Raw genomic sequence first — 24,095 nt, 5'->3', positions numbered from 1 at the left:
ATGTATGAAGATTTTAACGTCCTTTGCAGAGTTACAACAATTAAACACTAATATTGTCTATGCATTAGGTACCTTTGATGGCCTTCATCGTGGTCATCAATCGGTAATACAGCGTGCTGTAGCTGAAGCAAAGGCGGCGAAGGCTAGTACGGTAGTGGTGACCTTTGATCATCACCCTTTGCATATTTTAAATCCATCTCGTTGTCCGACCATGCTTTTACAGGCTGTGTTGAAAGGTGAAATTTTACACGACCTTGGTGTTGATTATGTATTGTGTTTGCCAATGACTAAAGAATTATTAGCTATACCGGCTGAGGAATTTGTAGTAGCCTTGACGGCTCATAATAATGTGATTGCTTTTGTAGTAGGACAAAATTTTACATTTGGTGCTGGCGGCAAAGGAACGCCTGCTTTAATTCAACAGTTATTACAAGATAGACCGATTGTTGTACACGCGCTGTCATTAGCACAATGCCAAGAAGTACAAGAACATGTATCCAGTACATTAATTCGACAAGCTGTTCGTAAAGGGGATTTAGCCTTTGCTAAAGCCTTATTGGGCAGACCCTACATGTTTCGTGGAGTAGTAATTGAAGGGGATCAGCGTGGGCGCACCTTAGGGTTTCCTACACTGAATTTCTTATTTCCTAAAGAACTTACCTTGCCACCTGATGGAGTATATGTGAATCGTGTATTTCTTGATGGTCAATGGTATGAAGGAGTAGGGAACTTAGGAGATAATCCAACCTTTGAAAATCAATATCACCGTTTTGAGGTTCATCTTTTTGATTTTAATCAAATGGTATATGGCCATGAAGCAACGGTTGAATTTTGGCAATTATTGCGTCCAGAACAGCGGTTTAATTCCTTAGATGAATTAATTGGTCAGATGAAGATTGATGAACAGCAGGCTAAGGAGTTCTTTAAAAATAAATAAAACGACTTCATTACTTATAAGGGTAATATTATTTCTGAAAGTAATGAAAAAGCAGTTAAGCGTCTGTTAAAGAATTGAATCTTTACAGGCGCTTTTGATTTTTATCATAAAAAAATCTTATAAAGTGCATAATAAAATATGTCCATTCTTTATACACAGTTGTATATTTTTAGTTGACATTTACCTATGATAAGAGTATGATAAAAACTACAATAATTTAAGGAGGTTATCATTATGGCTATACGTTTTTCAGATGCAGTTAATGCAATTAAGCACTCAGATACAGGAGATATTTTAAAGCTTATTGCGCAGCCAGATATGATTTCATTTGCTGGAGGGTTGCCAGCGGAAGAATCATTTCCAGCTGAAGAGATTAGAAAGGCTACGGAAATCGTCTTAAATGGTGATGCTGGTAAAGCCTTGCAGTATGGCCCTTCACTTGGTTATGAACCTCTTAGGGACAGTATTGCAAAGCGTATGAATCGCATTGTTAAAACTAATTTTACTAAAGACAATATTTTAATTACTTGTGGCTCGCAACAGGGATTAGATATGTTATGTCGCTTATTCTGCAATACAGGTGATACTGTACTTGTGGAAAAACCATCTTATTTAGGGGCTATTACCGCTTTTAATTTAAGTGGGGTTAATTATGTTGAAATTCCAGGCGATGGACAAGGTATGATTATTTCGGAGCTACGTAAAGCTTTGGAAACACATACGGTACGTTTAATTTATGTGGTAACAGATTTTCAGAACCCAACTGGCATTACTTGGTCGCGTGAACGACGGGAAGAATTCATGAAAGTTGTGGATGAATTTGAAGTACCCGTTATTGAAGATAATCCATATGGTGAACTTCGTTATGAAGGGGAGTATTTACCATCTCTTAATACCTTTGATACGAAGGGCTTAGTTTGTTCTTTGGGGACTTTTTCAAAAACGTTCGCTCCTGGTTTCCGCTTAGGCTGGATTGCGGGGAATCCATTATTTATTGAAAAGTGTGACTTGTTAAAACAAAATATGGATTTATCTACAGCACCATTTTCACAACGTATTTGCGAAGCTTGGTTACAAAATTTTGATTTTGATGCTCATGTACAAAGTATTATAAAATTATATCGCTCTCGTCGTGATGCTATGTTACAAGCCATTGATGAATTCTTTCCTAAGGAGGTCACTCACACCTATCCAGAAGGAGGCTTATTCATTTGGTGTACGTTGCCAGAGCATTTAAAATCCCGTGATATTTTACAGCAATGTATCGAGCGTAAAGTTGCCTTTGTTCCTGGGGAAGCTTTCTTTACATCAGAAGGTAATACGAATTTCTTCCGCTTAAATTATTCTTGTAATGATGAAGCGACTATTCGTGATGGTATTAAGCGAATTGCTGATGTTTTGAATGAGAATTTAAATAAATAGGTTTACCTTAAAGCTGTAGCAAATAATTGTTAATGACCTTTACAGAGTCCATGAGGATATGCGTAAGGGTCATTTTATTTTGCCTTGTTAGGAAATTCCCTCTTAATGCTACAAGAAAATTAGGGAATATGGTAAAATATAAGGGCATGAGAAGATACAAATGTTCTTCTCTATTAATGGTACCGTATAGCTATGTAGGAGCGAGGTAAGTATGAATTTACAAGAAGCACGTCAAAAAATTGATGCTATAGATAAAGAATTAGTTAAAACCTTTGAAGAACGTTTACAGGTTATTTTAGAGATTGCTCGTATAAAAGAAGCTGAAAATATTAGTATATATGAGCCTCAAAGAGAACAAGAAGTGTTGGCTAAGACATTAAGCTATGTAGAAGCTAGTGATCTAAAAGGATATGTTAATCAATTTGTAGAATCGATTTTAGATATTAGCAAAACTTGTCAGAAACAGCATATGCAACAACATATTTTCTTGATTGGTATGCCAGGCGCTGGTAAGACAACAGTAGGTAAAGCATTAGCTCAACATCAAGGAATGGAATTTTATGATTTGGATGCTGTTATCCAAGAAAAGACAGGTAAGTCCATTCAAAATATCATTATCTATGATGGCGAAGATGCTTTCCGTAAAGATGAATTTGAAGCCATTACTGATATTGTAAATCATAAGATGCCAGCTGTTATCGCTACTGGTGGTGGCACCGTATTATCTGAAGACACTGTTAATTTAATGCGTGAATCTGGCTTTGTAGTGTTTATTCATCGTGATGTAACTCAAATTCTTGATGATTTAGACATGGAAATTCGTCCTTTATTAAAAGAAAGCATTGAATATATTTTCCGTTTATATGAAGAGCGATATCCTTTATATGAGAAAGTTTGCCATGTAAAGGTACAAAATGCGAGTACAATTGCTGATTCCGTAGAGGAAATTGTAGCAGCATTGCCTAATGTGGTACGGTAATGGAAACAATTCGGGGCATTGTGCAACGATTAATTTATCACAATGAAACAAATTCCTATTGTGTATTTCTTATAGAAGATTATAATGAAGAACGAATCGTTTGTACTGCTAATTTAGAAGCTCCTAAAGAAGGGGACGATTTAGAATTAACCGGTCGTTATATTACCCATAAAAAATATGGTCGCCAATTTGAAACCAATACAATTGAACGACTAAAACCTGATACTTTGTATGGGGCCAAACAGTATTTAATTAACTTAGGTGTACGTGGCCTAGGCGAGAAGTCAATTGACAAGATTGTAGCGTATTTTGATGAAGCATTACTCGAGGTACTGCGAGCTGAGGATCCTGTAGAATTATTAGCTGTTCCTGGTTTGCGAAAAAGTGTAAAGGACGACTTGTATAATTCGTTGCGCGGCGAAGGTGTTTTGCAAGAAATTAATCGATTTTTAGAAGGGGCAGGCCTCAGTTCACGCTGGAGCCGTACATTGTATACTACCTATGGCGGTGCAGCCATACAAGTATTAGAAGATAATCCATTTAGATTAATGGATATTGATAGTACAATTTCTTTTTCTATGGCAGATACTTTACGATCAGCCCTTGATGTAGCACCTGATGATGAGCGACGAATTGAAGCTGCCGTTATCTATACGTTACGTAATATTAGTGATAATGGACATAGTTGTATGCCAGTAGATGAATTAATTGGCCTAGTCTTTGATATGTTAAGTGGTTATGCGGAAGAAACTGCTGCCCGCATTGAAGAATTGTTAGAGTATGGGCAAATTATTGGTGTAGAACATGAGGGATTACTGTATGTATATAGTCCTAATATTTATCATGCTGAGTCAGAAGCTGCCTATTTGACGCAACAATTAATGGCTGATGGGGCTGTTATTTCTTTGGACCTAACAAGTTTTATTGAGCAATTTGAGTTGCATAAGCAAATTCAATTAGGTGATGCTCAAAAAGAAGCTATTCAATTGGCGCTTCAAAATAAAATGGCACTGATTACGGGGGGGCCAGGTACAGGCAAAACGACGATTATACAGGCGCTTGTAGAAGCGTTTCAACAAACTTCGCAAAATCGTATTTTACTTTGTGCACCTACAGGGCGTGCGGCTAAGCGATTGACTGAGGCCACTGGATATGAAGCGACTACGATTCATCGCCTTTTAATGCCAGTTCAAGGAAGTGATTCTTATGATTTTACCAAGAATGAAGATAATTTGCTTGAAGCTGATGTAGTCATTGTAGATGAAGCATCTATGTTAAATGTACAGCTTTATTATTCTTTGCTAGCAGCTATTCCAGAGTCAGCGTATGTAATTATAGTTGGTGACGTAGATCAGTTGCCACCTATTGGCGCTGGCTTTGTATTACGTGATTTGTTGGATAGTGAAGTAATTCCTTATGTGCGATTAAATACTATATTTCGCCAAAAAGAAGGGAATCGGATAGTAACAAATGCACATGATATTAACCATGGAAAAATGCCTGAGTTGACATCAGCGGGCGAGTTTACTTTTATAGAAGTGCGCAGTGTGACAGATATGATGCACCGCCTTGTAAGTACTTATAAAGAATCCTTAGCTAGTACAGAAGATGAATTAGATGTGCAAATTATTTCCCCCATGAGACGTGGTGTAGCAGGGAGTGTAGCTATTTCCAAAAACATTCAAGAGGCTTTAAATAAAAAATCAACCTTGCGTAGTGAAGTTAAAATTAATGGTCAAGTGTATCGTGTGGGTGACAAAGTAATTCAAGTATTAAATAATTATGAGCTGGAAGTTTTTAATGGAGAAATAGGTGTTATTTTTGCTATTTCTAAGACAGAAGTATCTATTCGCTTTTTGGACAAAGAAGTAAAAGTGCCTATGGAAGATATGGTATCTTTTATGTTAGCCTATGCTATTACAGTACATAAAAGTCAAGGCAGTGAATATGGAACAGTAATTATTCCTTTTATTCCTACGTATCATCAAATGTTACAGCGAAACCTTTTATATACAGCTGTGACACGAGCACGTAATAAAGTAATTGTGATTGGTACAAAGGGGGCTATTCAAAAGGCTGTAGGGACTCAAAGCGGTATAGCTCGTTATAGTCTTTTTAAAGAGCGCTTGCAGGGAGTGATATAAGTGCAGTGGCGTGATTTTTTATATCCACCAACTTGTCCTAGTTGTGGTGTAGATGTGTGGCATGAGGGTGAGTGGTGTAAAATTTGTTTTGAAGAATTATATGATGTTCGTAAAGTTACAGATCTCGCTGGAGAGGATTTGGCGTATGCATATGTAATAGGACATTATGATAAGGGTCTTAAAAGTATATTACGAGATATAAAGTTTCAAGGAAAAAAGGAGCGAGCCATAGGGGCCGCTCCTTTTTTGTATTCATTTATGCTTGCCTTAGATGAGGACATATTGACTGCTGATTATGTAGTGCCTATACCTGTTAGTGACTCTAAGCGCCGAATAAGAGGATATAATCAAGTGGATATATTATTTAAGAAATGGGTTCAGGCAGTGTCTAAACAAATAACAAAGCCGCCATGTCATTGGCAATGGTTAGAGGCTTTACATAAAGTAGATTCTACACAGGCTATGTTTTCTTTAGGGCGAACTGAGCGCCATGAAAATATGAAACATGCTTTTACAGCTATACCAGAGGTAGAAAAATCAAAGTGTTTAAAAGATAAACGAATAATGATAGTTGATGATATATTTACAACAGGTGCTACCTTAGAAGCCGCTGCTAAAATATTAGTGACTGAATATGGGGCGGCAGAAGTTATGGGACTAGCCTTAGCAGGGGGGCATTAAAAAAGCAGTCTACTTTTGTAGACTGCTTATGTATGAATTGGATATTTATATGTTTGTATATACTTTAACCGATAATTTCAATGAAAGCTTTAACTAAATCAGGATCGAAATAGATGCCAGATCCGCTGAATAATTCTTGCTTCGCTGTTTTCTTACTTTTAGACCAGGACTCTGTAGATGGATTGATTGCAGAGTCATAATAATCAGCTATACCAATAATACGGGCCCCCAATGGAATATTACTACCGCAAAGATGTTTTGGAAAACCAGAACCATCCCAACGTTCATGGTGATAGCGAATATAAGGAATTATTGGTTGGCAACATGGATAGTTTTCAATCATGTTTGCCCCATTCGCAGGATGTTGACGATATTTAGACATTTCTTGCCGATTGAAGAATGGTGCTTTTTTTAAAACTGTAGAAGGCATCATAAGTAATCCCACGTCATGCAGTAATGCACCATGTCTAATTTGTTCTATTTCGTTGGCTGGTAGCCCTAGTTTAGCGGCAATACTGACAGAATAATTGGCTACATTGATGGAATGTGTATAAAGCTCATAGCTTTTCATGCGAATCATCTGAAGTAATTGGGCGCTAATGGCTTCTAAGCTATCTTGCTCCAATTCATATAAGCCTGATGGCTGCATTAAAGATAACATAAACATAATACTGAGTCCTTCCCTTTGTGTCCCCATTTAACAAGTAAACACATTATACAATATTATTGCACTTTTGGGTATAGGTCTATGTTGCTATCTAAGTATAGTTAGTTATGGCAAAGATGAAAGGATTTTGAGAAACTAAAAGAGAATACACTGAACAAGGGCTTTATAAAGATTGAATCCTTTAACTAACGAAAGTAGCAAGTGTAAAATATAAATTTGTCATATAATTTTTGTATAGACAAAGTAAAATTCTTTGCGTATAATTTCTTCATACGGGTCTGTGGTTGAAAGTCGAGGCCAGTCGCAGGCAAAACGATCCACGTAAGTAATGCAACGACATTATGAGCATGGTGCGGCTTAGATGTAAGACCTACCGATAAAATCGAGAGAAGTAGTAGTGGGGAGCGAGAGGCTTAGGAGCGAACCTTCCAGTAGGCGAGTGTGGGGGCAAAGACCAGGTCAGCCGTATATAAAAGACAGCTTTTTAGCTGTCTTTTATTTTTATGCAAATTTTTCTGAATTTTTATTCATTTACCTATTGACATGATTATACATTGTTATGTATAATCATGTCATACCAATTAGAGAAACTCAGATAAAGAGAGAGTTTGAACTTATTATTATACAGTAAAGAGTAGGAGATGGAGTTATGTTTACACAGAAGATGAAGAAACTTATGATTACCGGTATGGCAGTTTTGGCCATGGGGGCTTTAGTAGCAGGTTGTGGTAGTGATACAGCAAGCACACAAGCTGACAATGGCAAAAAAGTAATTAAAGTTGGGACTAATGCTACTTTCGTGCCATTTGAATTTAAAGATGAAAAATCACAGGATTTGACAGGCTTTGACATTGAGATGGTTAAAGCTATTGCAAAAAGAATGAATGCAGATGTGGAATTTAAAAATGTATCCTTTGATGCTTTGATTCCTAGTCTAGGTAATAAAGACATTGATATGGCTGCTTCTGGTATGACAATCACCAAAGCAAGAGCAGGTAAAGTATTGTTTGCTTCTCCATACTATGAATCTGGTATGGCTGTAGTGGTTAAAGGATCTTCGAATATTAATACACTACAAGATTTAGAAGGTAAAAATATTTCTGTTCAAATGGGGACTACCGGCGCTGATTTAGCGGCCAAAATTGCGAATACTACATTAAAACAGTTTGACCACAGTAGTGATGCTTTATTAGAATTAAATAAAGGCAGTGTTGATGCTGCTGTGTTAGATTTACCAGTAGCTCAATACTATGCATCTAAACACACTAATGAAGATGTAAAAGTAATTCCATATCCTAATACTAAAGAATATTTCGGTTTTGCTTTTGCTAAAGATAATAAAGAATTACAAGCTGCTGTAAATAAAGCCATTGCTGACATGAAACAAGATGGTGAATTAAATGCTATTTATCAAAAATGGTTTAAAACAGATGCACCTGCAGATATGCCAACAGAATGGTCTGGCAATTAATGATTGCAGTAAAGCTATAGGGGTTTCATTGTAAAATTAAAATAAATTTGATACCATAGTAACAGATAAACAGTACTATACTTAAGTCAGTTTTAGTGTAGTACTGTTTCTTTTATGAGTGGTATTTGTATACGTGTTAAAAAGATAGGTGGTAATCATATGAATTGGAAAAAAGGGTTAGCGATTGTAGGTACTGTGATGGCATTTAGTGCATTAGTTGTAGGTTGTGGAAGTGATACAGGTAGTAGTGATAAAAAAGTCATTACTTTTGCTGCAGAAACTACCTATCCGCCGTTTGAATTTGCTGAAGGTGAGACATATAAAGGCTTTGATGTAGATTTAAGTAATGCCTTGGCAAAAGAAATGGGCTATGAAGCAAAATTTGTGAGTATGGGCTTTGATGGATTAATTCCGGCTTTACAAAGTAAACAAATTGATGCTATTGCCTCTGGTTTAGTAGTAACGAAAGAACGGGAAGCGAAAGTTAATTTTACGAATCCGTATTATCACGTGAAATTAGTCATGGTAGTTCGTAATAATGAAACTAATATTAATGGTGAAGAGGATATTGCCGGCAAGCGAGTGGCAGCTCAAATTGGTACTACTGGGGCTATGTTAGCACAGAGTAAACCAGGAACTACGGTGAAAGAATTTGATGCGATTCCTAATATGTTACAAGACTTGAGTAATAATAGTGTTGATATTGTAATGTTAGATGAGCCTGTGGCTAAATACTATATTACTAAATTAAATATGAAAGACTTACGAATTGTGCCAGTAGGCTTGCAGGATCATACGATTGCTATTGCAGTTCGCAAAGAGGATAAGGAATTATTGGATAAAATGAATGCAGCGTTTGAAACATTAAAAGCTAATGGTGAATACGATAAGTTACAACAAAAATGGTTTGGCGATATTCAATAAAAGTGTCATTACTACATTTTAAATTATTATTGGATTACAGTGTAAGGAACTAATATATATGGAATATAAGGATTTATATGCAAAACGAGCAAAAGAGTTAGAGCGTTCAGCTATAGCTGCCTTAAAAGATGAAGCAGCCGGTATAGGGGATATATTATCGCTGGGCGAAGGGGTACCAGCGGCTGAATTATTTCCTACTCAAGCGCTAAGTCATGTTGCTAGTAAAGTTTTTGCTGAAGTTGGTCAAGATGTATTACAATATGGTGACACTAAGGGGTGGCTGGCTTTACGAGCAAAGCTCGTTGATATTATGAGTAAATATGGCGTTACTACATCACCAGCATGTATTCAAATTACTAGTGGTTCTATGCAATCCTTAGATATTGCGGCAAGATTATTATTAGATGTAGGTGATACTGTACTTGTAGAAGATCCTACCTTTATTGATGCTAAGAATTGTTTAGCTATGACAGGAGCTACTGTAAAAGGAATTCCTTGTGATTCACAAGGGATGAATCTAGGGCTATTAAAAGAAACTTTAGAAGCAGATAATTCTATTAAAGCTATTTATGTAATCCCTGATTATCAAAATCCTACTGGTCTTTGTTGGAGTGATGAGCGACGACAAGCTTTCATTGATTTAGTCAATGAATATAATATTATTATATTAGAAGATAATCCATACGGTGAGATTACTTATACTAATACTTATCGACGTGCTTTGGCAGCGTATGATAAAAAAGGGCAAGTCTTATTTATGGGCAGTTTGTCCAAGACATTAAGTCCTGGCCTACGAATTGGCTGGTTGAGTGGTGATGAAACACTCATTACTAATCTTAATTTAGTAAAAGAATGTTGTGATATTCATAGTTCATTGCCAGATCATGCCATTGCGGCAGAATTTATGAATATATATTCTTATGATGACCATGTTGCTTCTATGAATACAGTTTATAAAGAGCGGCGTAATACCTTAGTGGCTACCTTACAAGAGGAATTACCTGAATTTACCTTTACTGTACCAGAAGGAGGTTTTTTCTTGTGGCTAAAATTGCCAGCGACTATTAATGAATATGCTTTTTTTCAAGCGGCTATAAAAGAAAATGTGTTAGTTATTCCGGGGACGCCATTCTTTGTAAATTCACCTTCTGCAAGCTTTGTAAGACTTAATTTTACTGGTCTAGAACCGGAAAAATTACAAGAAGCTGTAAAACGATTAGGCAAAGCATATCAATCTATGATTAAATAACTATTGACATTGTATAAAAATACAATTATAATTACGTAAGCATAGAAATGAAATTCTATGCATTACTTGTTATTAATTTAAATAGAACTGTTAGGTTATTTATTTAGGATTGCAATTATTATGCATACAAAGGAAAGGGTTAATTATGAGTTTTGATTGGAGTTTAATTTGGGATAATATTCCCATATTATTACAAGGGGCCGTCATTACAATTCAGATTACAGTAATGGCTGTAGGTTGTGGCTTTTTTATTGGTATGATTGCTGCATTAGCTAATTTATCACGTTTTAAAGTTATTCGTATGCTAGTCAAATGCTATGTAGAATTATTCCGTGGAACACCATTATTAGTGCAAATTTTTATGATTTATTTTGCCTTGCCTATGGTAATCGGTCAATCTATCAATCCTTATGTAGCAGCTGTTACAGCATGTAGTATTAACTCTGGTGCGTATGTATCTGAAATTTTCCGTGCTGGTATTCAATCTATTGATAAAGGTCAAATGGAAGCTGGTCGCTCCTTAGGTTTAACTTGGGCCCAAACAATGCGGTATATTGTAATGCCACAAGCTTTTAAAGCAATTATTCCACCACTTGGTAATGAATTTATTGCTATGATGAAAGATACTTCCTTAGTATCTGTTATTGGTTTTGAAGAATTAACTCGTCGTGGTCAGCTTATCATTGCTCGTACCTATGGCTCTTTTGAGATTTGGACAGCTGTGGCAATCATTTACTTAGTAATGACATTGAGTATTTCACAGTTAGTAGCCTTCCTTGAAAGGAGATATAATATCAAATGATTAAGATGATAGATGTACATAAAAGCTTTGGCAAAAATGAAGTATTAAAAGGGATTAATCTTCATGTTGAGCGCGGAGAAGTGGTTGTTATTATCGGTCCTTCTGGATCTGGTAAAAGTACAGTATTACGCTGTATGAATTATTTAGAAGAACCTACGACTGGTGATGTTATTGTTGATGGCATGAATTTGAATAATAAAGAAAACATCAATCATGTACGCGCTGAAGTGGGGATGGTATTCCAACGCTTTAATTTATTCCCTCATATGACGGTTTTAGATAATATTACGCTCGCACCGCAAAAAATTCGTAATAGTTCTAAGGAGGAAGCAGAAGCCGTTGCTTTAGAATTGCTTGAAAAAGTAGGTCTAAAAGATAAAGCGCAAGCTTATCCAGAACAGCTATCTGGGGGACAACAACAACGTGTGGCTATTGCTCGTGCTTTAGCTATGAAACCTAAAGTTATGCTCTTTGATGAACCAACCTCGGCGCTTGATCCTGAAATGGTTAGTGAAGTACTAGATGTAATGAAGGAATTGGCTAACGAAGGTATGACAATGGTCGTAGTAACTCATGAAATGGGTTTTGCGAAAGAAGTAGGAACAGGTGTTCTTTTTGTTGATGAAGGTAAGATTTTAGAAGAAGGAACGCCAGTTGATGTATTTGAGCATCCAAAAAATGAGCGTACACAATTGTTTTTGTCTAAAATTTTATAAAGTATATGATGACGTCTTTCTTTTTGAAAGACGTCATTTTTAAAATTTATAAATAAAAGTTATTAAAATTTTTATTTTATGAATAAGATAAAGTGTGCGTATAAAAAGAATAAAGCGAACTTTTGGTTCACTGAATTAAGATGAATAAATAGTAATAATTTATAACTGTTTTGATTTAAAATTACATGTTAAATTGTTATTAGTATAGCCTATGAATTTTTGATTTGAAAATCTGAGGTTAGTCGCAAGAACCTTATAGTTTCAACATTTGTAGGACTTTATAAAATGATAAAGTCAAATTGAGAATCAACAAGATGTTTAATTTTGCATAATAGTGCCATAAATAATTGTATGTATACTTATAATGCATATACGGTATAATATCCTTGTTTTTTAACACTTACTATGCTAACATAGTTGAAGGGTACTATAGGTACTCTAATGCAGGGATTTTTTAGGAGGAATTTTTTATGCTCGGTAAAGTTAAGTGGTTCAGTGCAGAAAAAGGTTATGGATTTATTGAAAGAGAAGACGGTGGCGATGTATTCGTACATTTCTCCGCGATTCAAGAAGATGGTTTCAAATCCTTGAATGAAGGTCAAGAAGTAAACTTTGAAATCGTTGATGGTGAACGCGGCCCACAGGCTACGAATGTCACTAATGCATAAATAACTACACTGAAAGACCAGCCTAGGCTGGTCTTTTTTATTTTGCCTAAAAATCTATAGAGGTATGATAATTATTAATTATCATATAACAGACTTGTATATATACTGTAATTACAATTTGGATTTGGATATATTACTGAAAAATAAGAATTAAGCACAGCTAGATTTGTTTAATTTAAAAAAGTTGAAAAAAATTAAAAAATTTTTAAAAAATAAAAAGGACTTTTGTAACTCTCTGGAGAATTAGTATAATATAGACAAACAAGTTCTTAATTGGAACTTGGAAGAAAGGATGTTTGCATATGAAAGTAACAGTAAGAGGTAAGAATTTAGAAGTCACTACAGCACTTCGGGAATATTTAGAAAAACGTGTGGATAAACTTGCTCGTTATTTTGATGCACCATTTGATGTACAAGCCGTTCTTTCCGTAGAAAAAGAAAATCGAGTAGTTGAATTAACTTGTTTTGTAGAAGGTGTTGTACTTCGTGGTGTAGCATCGAACGCTGACATGTACGCAGCTATTGATTTGGTAGTAGATAAAATAGTTCGTCAAATTCACAAATATAAAACACGTCTAGCACGTCGCTTCAAGAAGGAAGCTGGTTTCAAACCAGATGCATATGTACCGGAAGTACCAGTACAAGAAGAAGAAATTGATGTAGTTCGTCGCAAACATTTTGCAGTACGACCTATGAATGTGGAAGAAGCGATTATGCAAATGAATTTAGTAGGTCATGACTTCTTTATGTTCTATAATGCAGAAACTGAAGTTATGAATGTTGTGTATCGTCGTAAAAACGGTTCCTATGGGTTGATTGAGCCTGAGAATTAGAGGCAACTCCAGAGGGAGATTAAACATAGGACGTTTATATAATTGAATAGTGTAAGCAAGGGCAGGTTGAGTATAACCTGTCCTTGCTTTTTTCTTGTTCATATTTAGCTGAAATTATGAATATTTTTATTTGTTACTTGACAAATGAGAATTTAAAACCTATTATATTAGTATGTTTTAAATTAAAACGCTATGAACAAAACAAGTACTTTTGATGAACTATACAGAGAGACGAGTCATGGCTGGAAGCTCGTTATAGTAGATTTAGGAGGAATGCCTTTGTGAGCGGGAGAGCTGAATGTAAGTAGGTTCTCACGGTTATCCACCGTTATGGGATTTGAGTGCAACTTTTGAGTTGCAAGCAGAGTGGAACCACGGGCCACCGTCTCTGTATAGGGGCGGATGGTCTTTTTTTGTTAATTTTTAGGAGGTGAATTATGATAGAACTAAGGCATATCAATAAAGAGTTCGTAGTTAAAAAGCAACGAGTTCAAGCCCTCCAAGACGTGTCATTAACGATTAATGATGGCGATATTTTTGGCATTATCGGTTTTAGTGGTGCTGGTAAGTCAACTTTATTGCGCATGGTTAATGCACTGGAAACTCCTACGAGTGGTGAAGTCCTTATTGATGATGTGAATATTAATTCATTGAGTCATAATGAGCTTCGACAAGTTCGTAAGGGAATTGGTATGGTGTTTCAGTCTTTTAACTTGCTAAATTCAAAGACAGTATATGACAATATTGCAATTCCATTACGATTAAATAAAGTAGCATCTGATGTTATTGATAAACGGGTTAAAGAATTATTGGAATTTGTTAATTTACCAGACAAAGCTAATGCATATCCAACTCAATTGTCAGGTGGGCAGAAACAGCGTGTAGGGATTGCTCGTGCATTAGCTACGAATCCATCCATTTTATTATGTGATGAAGCAACAAGTGCTTTGGATCCAGAAACTACAGAAGCTATTTTGGAATTGTTGAAGCGAATTAATAGAGAATTTAATATTACTGTTTTAGTAGTTACTCATGAAATTCATGTAATCAAAGAAATTTGTAATCGTGTTGCTGTTATGGAACATGGGCGCGTTGTTGAAACTGGCTCTGTACTCGATGTATTTAGTAAACCAAAAGAAAGTATTACTAAGCGTTTTGTGCAGACGGTTATTCCAGAGCGTATTCCAGATACGGTAGTGACTAGCTTACAGGCTGAAACAAGGCTGTATGAATTAATAAAGGTTCGTTTTTTAGGGGGTGCAGTCACTAAGAATGTAATTTATGAAATTAATAAAAATTTGTCAGTAGAAACGAATATTGTATTTGCTTCAGTCAATCAACTCCAAGATTCTGCATTGGGCATATTTATTTTACAGATCGTGGGCGCTGAAGATACGATTGCCACTGTGAAAAAATACATAACAGATAGTGGTTTAGAATGGGAGGCGGTGAATATATGATGCCAGATTTAGGTGTGCCTAATGAGCAAATAATCTTGGCCGCACAAGAAACCTTATATATGGTGTTTGTGTCTTTGATTATTGGTTCACTTATAGGTCTTATATTAGCGGTTGTATTAGTACTGACAAATAAAGACGGTATATTACGTCATGATTATGTATTTAACGTTATTAATACGATTGTTAATATTATCAGAAGTGTACCTTTCATCATTTTGATGGTATTTATTTTGCCACTTACAAAATTATTAGTAGGTACACGTATTGGTACTACAGCAGCTTTAGTGCCATTGGTGATTTTTATTGCGCCGTATCTAACACGTTTATTTGAAAACTCCTTATTAGATGTGGACAAAGGAATCATAGAAGCAGCTCAAGCTATGGGAGCCTCCCATTTTGAAATTGTATGGAATTTCATTTTGCCAGAGGCTAAAGCGTCTTTAATCTTGTCCGTGACTACTGGCACGATTGGCTTAATTGGAGCCACAGCTATGGCTGGTGCTATTGGCGCTGGTGGTATCGGTGATTTAGCGCTTACTTATGGGTATGAGCGATTGAACTTTCCTTTAATGTTATTTACGGTAGTAATTCTAGTTATTTTTGTGCAGATTATACAATCTGTAGGTAATCACTTTGCTTTTAAAATGAGAAACCATTAATTAAAAAATTATTTTGAGAAAGAGAAAGAAGGCATATTATGAGTATGAAACGTTTTAAAAAATTAGGAGCTTTAGCATTGTCAGTTGCGTTAGGGGCGGTATTGCTAGCTGGTTGTGGTAATGATTCAGGCTCGGCTGATAAAAAAGAATTAGTATTTAGTAAATCGCAAGGCCCTTATTCTGAATTATTTGAACAAGGGGTTCAGCCTATATTAGAAAAGAAAGGTTACAAAATTACAGCTCGTGACATGTCTGATTTAGTACAAGCTGATGTGGCCTTGAATGATGGTGAAGTTGATTTTAATGTAGAACAACACACAGCTTATATGGAAAACTTTAATAATAAACAAGGTGGTCATTTAGTGGCTTTAACAGCTATACCAACAGTACCAGCGGGTATTTATCCAGGCGCAAAAACTCAATTGAATCAAATTGCTAATGGTGATACTATTGCTGTGCCTAATGATGCATCCAATACAGCGCGGGCCTATGCATTATTACAAAAAGCAGGTCTTATTAAATTAGATCCAAGCAAAGATCTTTCGACGGTAACGAAAGCTGATATTGTTGACAATCCACACAATTTAAATTTTGTTGAAATGAAATCCTTAACAATTCCATCAGTTCGAACTGATTTTGCCTTCATTGTAATTACTGGTTCTATTGTGTATAATGCGAAAATTGATCCTGCTACAGCCTTAGTAAAAGAAGACATTTTACCACATCTTTTATTACAATTAGTAGTATTGGATAAATATAAAGATACACAATGGGCAAAAGACCTTAAAGAAGCTTATAACTCTCCAGAATTCAAAGAATATATGAAAACACATAATAATGGTTTATGGTATGTACCAGAAACTAAATAATAACTTGCAAGAATGCAATAAAAATAGCGACCTTCGGGTTGCTATTTTTTTGTTTTTTATAGACTTTGTGATATAATAAATTGAATATGTATATATGAGAATATACAGACTTAAGGAGTTGATTTATTTGTTCGGTTTTATACAACGTTTAATTGGTAATAACAGTGCTCGTGAAATAAAAAAAATGGGTGCTATTGTAGACGAAATTAATGGCTTAGAAGCTAGTTTAAGCAGTCTTAGTGATAGTTCGTTAGCAGGGAAAACGCAGGAATTTAAAAAGCGTTTAGCTGAAGGTGAAACACTAGATGATATTTTGCCAGAAGCGTTTGCAGTTGTTCGTGAAGCGTCAAAGCGCGTGCTAGGCATGCGCCATTTTGATGTACAGATTATTGGTGGTATCACTTTACATCGAGGCAATATTGCTGAAATGCGTACTGGTGAAGGTAAAACTTTGGTAGCCACTTTGCCTGTATATCTAAATGCATTAACTGGTAAAGGTGTTCACGTCGTTACAGTTAATGATTATTTAGCAACTCGTGACAGTGAGTGGATGGGTAAATTATATCGTGCGTTAGGCTTATCAGTAGGTTTAATTGTAGCTAATCTTGATTATAATCAACGTAAGATGGCTTATGCTGCAGATATTACCTACGGTACTAATAATGAATTTGGTTTTGACTATTTGCGTGATAATATGGTAATCCATGCTGAGCAAATGGTACAACGTCCATTGAATTATGCGATTGTCGACGAAGTAGACTCGATTCTTATTGACGAAGCCCGTACACCATTAATTATTTCTGGCCCAGGGGAACGTTCTACGGATAGTTACTATACCTTAGCTAAAGTAGTACCTCAATTAGTGGCTGGTGAAGACTATACTATTGATGAAAAGCAAAAAACAATTGCACCTACTGAATCTGGGATTGCTAAAGTTGAAAAATTGCTTAAAATTGAAAACTTGTATGATTCTGCTAATTTAGAGCTTAATCACTTATTAAATGCATCCTTACGTGCCTATGCAATGATGCATCGTGATAAAGACTATGTAGTGAAAGATGGTCAAGTTGTTATTGTTGACGAATTTACTGGTCGTTTGATGTTTGGGCGTCGTTATTCTGATGGCTTACATCAAGCTATTGAAGCTAAAGAAGGCCTCAAAGTTGAACGTGAAAGTCAAACTCTAGCGGCTATTACATTCCAGAACTATTTCCGTATGTATGAAAAATTGGCGGGTATGACAGGGACTGCTAAAACGGAAGAACAAGAGTTTAATAATATTTATGGTCTTGAAGTTTATGAAATTCCGCCAAATCGTCCTTTATTACGTAAAGATTTGCCAGACTTAATTTTTAAAACTAAAAAGGCAAAATATAAAGCGGTTGTAAAAGATGTAGTAGAACGCCATAAAAATGGACAACCAGTTTTGGTGGGTACAACTTCGATTACACAGTCTGAAGAATTAAGTGACATGTTACTTAAAAGTGGTGTACCGCATAATGTATTGAATGCTAAACACCATGAAAAAGAAGCTGAAATCGTTGCCAATGCAGGTCAACGTGGCATGGTAACAATTGCCACGAATATGGCTGGTCGTGGTACCGATATTTCCTTAGGAGAAGGCGTAGCCGACTTAGGGGGCTTACATATTTTAGGTACAGAACGTCATGAAAGTCGTCGTATTGATAATCAGCTACGCGGTCGGTCAGGACGTCAGGGGGACCCTGGCTCTAGTCAATTCTTCTTGTCTTTAGAAGATGATTTGATGCGTATTTTTGGTGCTGATAATATTTCTGGCATGATGGATAAATTGGGAATGGAAGAGGATGAACCAATTGAGCATTCCTTAATTACTAAATCCATTGAACGAGCTCAGAAAAAAGTGGAAAACCACAACTTTAACATTCGTAAATATATCCTTGAATATGATGATGTAATGAATCAGCAACGTGAAGTTCTCTATGATCAACGTCGTAAGATTTTAGGCAATGATTCCTTAAAAGAAACGATTTTAGACATGGTAGATTCTTTAGTTGTTAAAGCAATGGATCAATATGCGGATGAAAAATTGTATCCAGAAGAATGGGATTATGAAGGTTTACTCAAACATTTAGAGTTATTCTTCCTAGAACCTGGACAATTTACTGTGGCTGAAATGGAAGAATATGGCCGCGGTGAATTACAAGAAAAATTACTTTCTATTGCGCATGAAGAATATGAAAAACGAGAAAAACTTATTGGCGAAGCTAATATGCGTGAACTCGAAAAAGCTGTTATGCTAAAAGTTGTAGATAGCAAGTGGATGGAACATTTAGATTCTATGGATATGCTCCGCGAAGGGATTGGCCTTCGTGCATATGGCCAAAAGAACCCACTTGTGGAATACAAATTTGAAGCATATGACATGTTTGAAGCTATGATTGAAGCTATTCAAGAAGATACTATTATGTATCTCTATCGCATTCGCATTGAATTAAATGATGAAGTGATTGAAGAAGAAGCAACAGCAGATCCCCTGGCCAATGCGCAAACCCATCATGATGATGTGTTGGAACCACAAAATGTAGATTAGATAACGCAGAATGGTTCGTTGCCGGGAGAGTATTTTCGGCACGGCCATTTTCTGTTTTTATTGCTGTAAAATTAGAAAGAGGTGAATAAATTGTTAGAGGATTTAAAAGGCCCTATTGACAATTTAGAGGAGCGAATTTATGGAATGAGGGATTCACTTTAACATTGCTCAGAAAGAAGATAGAATTTTTACACTAGATGTTAAAATGAGTGATCCAGAATTTTGGAATGATCCGGACAAAGCGAAAGAAATTTCCCAAGAAGCCACACAGTTAAAAGATGTGGTAGAAGGCTATAAAGCACTTGTTGGTGAAATCGAAGATGTAAAATTAATGCTAGATATGGCAATCGAAGAGCAGGATACATCATTAGAAAGCGAATTAGCAGCTTCTATTGAGAAAATTCAAGAAGATGTAGAACGTCGTGAAGTATTATTGTTGTTAAGTGGTGAATATGATAAAAACAATGCCATTTTAACATTTCATGCTGGTGCTGGCGGTACAGAGGCACAGGATTGGGTGTCTATGCTGATTCGCATGTACTTGCGTTGGGCTGAGCAACATGGTTTTACTATTACGATGATGGATGAACAACCAGGTGATGAAGCTGGTATTAAGAGTGCGACCTTTCTTATTAAAGGCGAAAATGCTTTTGGCTATTTAAAATCTGAAAAAGGTGTTCATCGGTTAGTTCGTATTTCGCCATTTGATGCTAATGCACGTCGTCATACTTCATTCGGCGCTGTTGATGTTATGCCTGAAATTGATGATACAGTGGAAATTCAGTTGGATATGAAGGATGTCCGCGTTGATACATATCGTGCTAGCGGTGCAGGGGGACAGCATATTAATAAGACTGACTCAGCTATTCGTATGACTCATATTCCAACTGGCATTGTTGTACAGTGTCAAAGCGAACGCTCTCAGATTCAAAACCGTGAACAGGCTTTGAAGTTATTGCGCGCTAAATTATTTGAATTGGAATTAGAAAAACAAGCTGAATTAAAAGAACAAATTGGTGGTACCTATCAAGCTATTGAATGGGGGAGCCAAATTCGTTCCTATGTATTCCATCCCTATAATTTAGTAAAAGATCATCGTACGGGTGTGGAAACTGGGAATGTTCAGTCCGTTATGGATGGTAATTTAGATTCATTTATGGAAGGTTTCTTAAAAAAAGAAGCTAATTTAAAAGTTTAGGAGAGTTTAGACTTATGAAAAAGTTTATCGCTTTCATTGTTGTTGTTATAGTAGCTCTTGTTGTAGCGGCTCAATTTTTCTTACCTAGTTTTGTGGCTAAACAATTAGAGCGTGAAATTAGTAATAAATTAAATCCAGAAACGATTGCTTTACGCATTGAATCGTCACCAGCAATTACAATGCTAGGTGGCCATGTTGATACTATGCGTGGTGTGTTAGAAAATGTTAAGTTAGGCCACTTAAATTTTGCTGATATTCATATGGATGTAACCAATTTAGAGTTCAATCCAATTGCTTTGTTGATGAATCAAACTATGGAGATTAATCAATTAGGGAATGGGGAGATTGAAGGAACGGTAACAGCCAGTGATTTGCAGAATTTTATGGAGCAATCAGTTAAAGGTTTATCCATTAAAGATGTAGTAATCAATTCTAACGGTATCGAAGTTATTGGGTCCGTTGACATGGGTTTTGTTAAAGGGACAGCTAATATTAAAGGCTTATTAGAAATTAAAAATAATGCTCTTGTATTTTCACCACAGCGATTTGAAATCAATGGTGCTGGTATTGGCGGTTTAAATGCCTCTGTATTAAAACCAATTACTATTTATGATTTTGCAGAATTCCCAATTCCTGTAAAAGCGGATCGCATTGAAACAATGAATGATGAAATTCATTTATTTGTGAACCCTATAGCAAAGTAAGAAAGGTGTTATTGTGAAGGAAGCTATTAGAAAGAAAAGAAAACATTCGTTAATACTTATAGCCATTATTATTATTGGCTTACTGGCTGGTTTGTATTTAGTGCAGCAACGGCATCAAATTGAATCAGCTCAGCATCAGGTAGAAAACATTGTTGATTATGATGCAGCGCTACGAGCGGCTTCCTTTGAGAAACGCAGTACAGCTGAGGCCTTGCAAGCCTTAAAAGAAGCGGGCGTAACGGCTATGGCTATTTATGATCGCACTCTAGAGAAGGCCCGTGATGCTGGAGAAATTATTGTATATCAAGGGTTAGACGCTAATGCACTTCAGTTTTATGGTACACAACCCACTGCTGGATATACATATTTAGTAGCTGCTCATGGTAAAGAAGGGTATTTCAAAGAAATTCAAGATGATTTAGTGCAACGACTAGGTAAAGATAAAGTAACTATTTTATACTCTAATCGGGGGCCCGTCATCGCGTTAGCACAACCGTTTGAAGCCCTTATGGATATGAAATTAAGCATTTCACGCTTACAAGCTCAAGAGGTTAGTAATTTAGGCTTTAACGTTATTGTGAGACCAACTAATTTTAAGCATGTAACGCGGGATAATGTAGATCATGTATTTAGTCGTATTGATGGTATCCCCAATGTAACTGGCATGGTTTTTGTAGGCAAAGAAGCCTTAGGATATCCTGAGTTTATAGGTCTTACTAATGAATATTTACATAATTTAAGAATTCCTGTTGTTGGTATAGAGGCCGTAAATCAACTACAGTATGAAAATCAAGTCGGTTTTAATAATGACTTAGCTGTAGCCGATAACTACAGTATTGGACGTTTATATACGATTTCAAAAGAAGAACTTAAAAAATTAAGTCCTGAAGAAGTATCGCAGCGTTTCTTTATCAGTGATATTGAACGAAATATACGCTTTAATCTATTGCCAATCTATGAAGAAGGTAGCGATAACAAAACAGCGTTAGCAACTAGTATAACTTATATGAATTCGTTAAAAGAGAAATTAACGAATCGAGGTTTTACTTTTGGGCGTGCTTCTATTTATCCTGCCTATATGCCAAGCCCATTGGCAGTAGTATTAACGATGGCAGGTTCTGTGGCTTTGTTCACGTTTATGCTGAATTTATTCTACCCAATGCGTAAGTATAGTCAGTTAGTAGTTAACTTTACTTTATTGCTTATTACAGTCGTTTTATATGCTGTAACTGGGGGCACTTTAATTACTCAAATTTGGGCCTTAAGTGCAGCGATTTGTGCGCCTGTAGTTGCTATTATATTGATTATGGATTGTTGGGTACGTCGTGCTGAAGGCCCTATGGTAGGTTCATGGCGAGCTACTTTGGAAGCTGCTGTTTATTTGGTAGGGGCTGCTATTATAGCTGCTATAGGGGGCATATTAATTGCTGCTATGCTTGGCAACACACGGTTCTTTATGGAATTTTCTTTATTCCGTGGCGTAAAATTAGTGTTTGTTGCACCAATTATTTTAACAGCAATTGCTTATTTACAACGTTTTCCATTATGGCAAGGTCGCACAGTTGATTCTTGGCTTGAATGTCGTAGTTTTTTGCGTTCTTTCCTCACGCTAGATGTGAAACTATACATGATTATTGTGTTTGCGTTCTTGGGAATTGTAGGCTGGATATTTGTTGGTCGTAGTGGTCATACAGCAGGTGTACCAGTACCTAGTTTTGAAATTGCCTTGCGTCGTTTCTTAGAAAACACATTATATGCGCGTCCACGTGAAAAAGAATTTTTGATTGGTCATCCGGCACTTATGTTAGCATCTTTTGCGGTATTGCGCCGTTGGCCTATGGTATTCCATTTCCTTTGCACCATAGCAGGTGTTATTGGTATTGGTTCAATGGTGGAAACCTTCTGTCATTTGCGAACACCTGTGTTAATGTCAATCGCACGAGGTTATGATGGCTTATTTATAGGTGTTGTTGCTGGGGTAGTTGCTATTTTAGTATTCCGCTTTTTAGCATATACTATTGCCTGGGCCCGTCGTGGGGAGGTGTCTAATGACTAGACTTGTCATTTCTGGGTATTATGGCTTTGGTAATGCCGGTGATGAAGCTATGTTAGCTGCTATTCTAGAAGCTATTTTAGAAGTAGTGCCTGATGCTGATATTACGGTTATTTCAGGGAATCCTAAACAAACAGCAGCTAATCATGGCGTTAAAGCAGTAGGTCGCTTTGATATGTTTGGTATATTAAATGCCATTGGTCGTTGTGATTTACTCATCAGTGGTGGCGGTAGTCTGCTACAAGATGTAACTAGTAAGCGGAGTTTATACTATTATTTAAGTATCATTACGTTAGCAACTACTTTTGGGAAGCGCGTAATGTTATATGCCCAAGGTATTGGACCTTTACGGCGTAAACGAGCTCGTCGTATTGTAGGTCAAGTATTAAATAAAGTAACTATGATTACAGTTCGTGACGAGCGGTCAAAAGCTGAGTTACTTGATATGGGAGTTACGCAAGTTCCTATTGAAGTTACTGCTGATGCAGTATTAGCTATGCATCCTGTCGATTTAACTATTGGTAAACGCCTATTGAAACCGTATCAATTATCGGGAGTCCGTTATCGTGTAGGTGTATCAGTGCGTAATTGGAAACAATCCACTGCATATCGCAGTGAATTGGCGCAAGCCCTTGATCAGCTTCATGATGAATTAGGGGCGCAAGTTGTGTTCATTCCAATGCAACATCCTGCTGATACTAAAGAGGCATTGGCGATTAAAGCCCTTATGAAAAGTGAACCAGTTGTATTAGAGCGTATGTATAATACGACAGAGCTCCTTTCCCTTGAAGGCTGTATGGATGTATTGATAGGGGTGCGCTTGCATGCTTTAGTATTTGCTTCTCTCATGGAAAAGCCGGTAGTAGGTATTTCCTATGACCCTAAAATTACTAATTTCTTGCATATGATTGGTCAAGCGCCAGTAGGTACTCTTGATGAAATTAGGGCTGATACTATTTATGAAGCAACAGCTAATTTCTTAGAAAATACAGCGTTGCAACAGCAGGTAGTGCAACGAATTATTAAATTAAGGGAAGAATCTCTTAAAAATGCTCACATTGCTTTATCCCTCTTAGATTCGTAAAAC

General features: G+C 36.3%; 21 protein-coding genes and 1 other annotated feature. Of the genes, 20 read left to right on the top strand and 1 reads right to left on the bottom strand.

Translation table 11 applies throughout. The features are described 5' to 3' along the window. Positions 1-4: 4 nt before the first annotated feature. The 5 genes from NFR44_RS02080 to NFR44_RS02060 all read left to right on the top strand — a co-directional run bounded on the left by NFR44_RS02080 (position 5) and on the right by NFR44_RS02060 (position 6,163). The gene (locus NFR44_RS02080; RefSeq protein ID WP_251440642.1) at positions 5-937 is read left to right on the top strand and encodes a bifunctional riboflavin kinase/FAD synthetase; all 933 of its coding nucleotides are present in this window, start codon (positions 5-7) and stop codon (positions 935-937) included. Between the two features lie 234 nt (positions 938-1,171). Beyond that, positions 1,172-2,359 carry an aminotransferase-like domain-containing protein gene (locus NFR44_RS02075; protein WP_251440641.1) on the top strand — a complete coding sequence of 396 codons (1,188 nt, stop codon included), beginning with the start codon at positions 1,172-1,174 and terminating at the stop codon, positions 2,357-2,359. A gap of 211 nt (positions 2,360-2,570) precedes the next feature. Then, positions 2,571-3,338 (top strand): chorismate mutase, encoded by a 768-nt coding sequence (locus NFR44_RS02070; protein WP_251440639.1) that lies wholly within the window; start codon positions 2,571-2,573, stop codon positions 3,336-3,338. Next, a complete protein-coding gene (gene recD2 / locus NFR44_RS02065; RefSeq protein ID WP_251440637.1) occupies positions 3,338-5,482 on the top strand; it encodes an SF1B family DNA helicase RecD2 in 2,145 nt (714 codons plus the stop codon). The genes NFR44_RS02070 and recD2 overlap by 1 nt, the downstream gene beginning before the upstream one ends. Next, positions 5,483-6,163, top strand: a complete 681-nt coding sequence (locus NFR44_RS02060) for a ComF family protein (RefSeq protein WP_251440636.1) — start codon at positions 5,483-5,485, stop codon at positions 6,161-6,163. It abuts the gene before it with no gap. A 64-nt stretch (positions 6,164-6,227) separates the two neighbouring features. Here NFR44_RS02060 and NFR44_RS02055 read toward each other — a convergent pair whose 3' ends face one another. Further along, on the bottom strand, positions 6,228-6,830 hold the full coding sequence (locus NFR44_RS02055; RefSeq protein ID WP_251440635.1) for an HD-GYP domain-containing protein: 603 nt from the start codon (positions 6,828-6,830) through the stop codon (positions 6,228-6,230). Positions 6,831-7,479: 649 nt separating this feature from the next. On the opposite strand from NFR44_RS02055, the gene NFR44_RS02050 reads away from it, so the two are divergent. From NFR44_RS02050 to csaB, 15 genes are all read left to right on the top strand, one after another. Beyond that, positions 7,480-8,301 carry a basic amino acid ABC transporter substrate-binding protein gene (locus NFR44_RS02050; RefSeq protein WP_251440634.1) on the top strand — a complete coding sequence of 274 codons (822 nt, stop codon included), beginning with the start codon at positions 7,480-7,482 and terminating at the stop codon, positions 8,299-8,301. A 159-nt stretch (positions 8,302-8,460) separates the two neighbouring features. Continuing rightward, positions 8,461-9,225, top strand: coding sequence for a basic amino acid ABC transporter substrate-binding protein (locus tag NFR44_RS02045; protein WP_251440633.1), 765 nt, complete (start codon positions 8,461-8,463; stop codon positions 9,223-9,225). A gap of 58 nt (positions 9,226-9,283) precedes the next feature. After that, complete coding sequence (locus NFR44_RS02040) at positions 9,284-10,474, top strand: aminotransferase-like domain-containing protein (RefSeq protein WP_251440632.1); 1,191 nt, start codon at positions 9,284-9,286, stop codon at positions 10,472-10,474. Between the two features lie 145 nt (positions 10,475-10,619). Beyond that, positions 10,620-11,276, top strand: coding sequence for an amino acid ABC transporter permease (locus tag NFR44_RS02035; RefSeq protein WP_251440631.1), 657 nt, complete (start codon positions 10,620-10,622; stop codon positions 11,274-11,276). Beyond that, on the top strand, positions 11,273-11,992 hold the full coding sequence (locus NFR44_RS02030) for an amino acid ABC transporter ATP-binding protein (RefSeq protein ID WP_251440628.1): 720 nt from the start codon (positions 11,273-11,275) through the stop codon (positions 11,990-11,992). Before NFR44_RS02035 ends, NFR44_RS02030 begins: the two co-directional genes overlap by 4 nt. Before the next feature lie 470 nt (positions 11,993-12,462). Next, positions 12,463-12,660, top strand: coding sequence for a cold-shock protein (locus tag NFR44_RS02025; protein ID WP_251440625.1), 198 nt, complete (start codon positions 12,463-12,465; stop codon positions 12,658-12,660). A 302-nt stretch (positions 12,661-12,962) separates the two neighbouring features. Then, on the top strand, positions 12,963-13,493 hold the full coding sequence (gene hpf, locus NFR44_RS02020) for a ribosome hibernation-promoting factor, HPF/YfiA family (protein WP_251440622.1): 531 nt from the start codon (positions 12,963-12,965) through the stop codon (positions 13,491-13,493). Between the two features lie 183 nt (positions 13,494-13,676). Next, positions 13,677-13,886, top strand: a binding site (T-box leader). A gap of 44 nt (positions 13,887-13,930) precedes the next feature. Next, the gene (locus NFR44_RS02015) at positions 13,931-14,953 is read left to right on the top strand and encodes a methionine ABC transporter ATP-binding protein (RefSeq protein WP_251440621.1); all 1,023 of its coding nucleotides are present in this window, start codon (positions 13,931-13,933) and stop codon (positions 14,951-14,953) included. Further along, positions 14,950-15,612 (top strand): methionine ABC transporter permease, encoded by a 663-nt coding sequence (locus tag NFR44_RS02010; protein WP_251440619.1) that lies wholly within the window; start codon positions 14,950-14,952, stop codon positions 15,610-15,612. The genes NFR44_RS02015 and NFR44_RS02010 overlap by 4 nt, the downstream gene beginning before the upstream one ends. A 38-nt stretch (positions 15,613-15,650) precedes the next feature. After that, positions 15,651-16,481 carry a MetQ/NlpA family ABC transporter substrate-binding protein gene (locus NFR44_RS02005; protein ID WP_251440617.1) on the top strand — a complete coding sequence of 277 codons (831 nt, stop codon included), beginning with the start codon at positions 15,651-15,653 and terminating at the stop codon, positions 16,479-16,481. A gap of 127 nt (positions 16,482-16,608) precedes the next feature. Continuing rightward, positions 16,609-19,053 carry a preprotein translocase subunit SecA gene (gene secA / locus NFR44_RS02000; protein ID WP_251440615.1) on the top strand — a complete coding sequence of 815 codons (2,445 nt, stop codon included), beginning with the start codon at positions 16,609-16,611 and terminating at the stop codon, positions 19,051-19,053. 90 nt (positions 19,054-19,143) lie between these two features. Next, positions 19,144-20,251, top strand: a protein-coding gene (prfB, locus tag NFR44_RS01995; protein WP_251440613.1) for a peptide chain release factor 2 whose coding sequence is annotated in 2 segments (ribosomal slippage) — positions 19,144-19,200 and positions 19,202-20,251 — 1,107 coding nt in all. Because the reading frame shifts where the segments join, the coding sequence is not laid out codon by codon here. Positions 20,252-20,265: 14 nt separating this feature from the next. Next, positions 20,266-20,955 (top strand): LmeA family phospholipid-binding protein, encoded by a 690-nt coding sequence (locus NFR44_RS01990; RefSeq protein WP_251440611.1) that lies wholly within the window; start codon positions 20,266-20,268, stop codon positions 20,953-20,955. Between the two features lie 13 nt (positions 20,956-20,968). Continuing rightward, positions 20,969-23,011 (top strand): DUF5693 family protein, encoded by a 2,043-nt coding sequence (locus NFR44_RS01985; protein ID WP_251440609.1) that lies wholly within the window; start codon positions 20,969-20,971, stop codon positions 23,009-23,011. Continuing rightward, positions 23,004-24,092, top strand: coding sequence for a polysaccharide pyruvyl transferase CsaB (csaB, locus tag NFR44_RS01980; protein ID WP_251440606.1), 1,089 nt, complete (start codon positions 23,004-23,006; stop codon positions 24,090-24,092). Before NFR44_RS01985 ends, csaB begins: the two co-directional genes overlap by 8 nt. Positions 24,093-24,095 lie beyond the last annotated feature (3 nt).

The sequence above is a fragment of the Veillonella intestinalis genome (assembly GCF_943193155.1).
Classification (GTDB): Bacteria; Bacillota; Negativicutes; order Veillonellales; family Veillonellaceae; genus Veillonella_A; species Veillonella_A intestinalis.
This window is presented reverse-complemented; position numbering and strand designations above follow the sequence as displayed.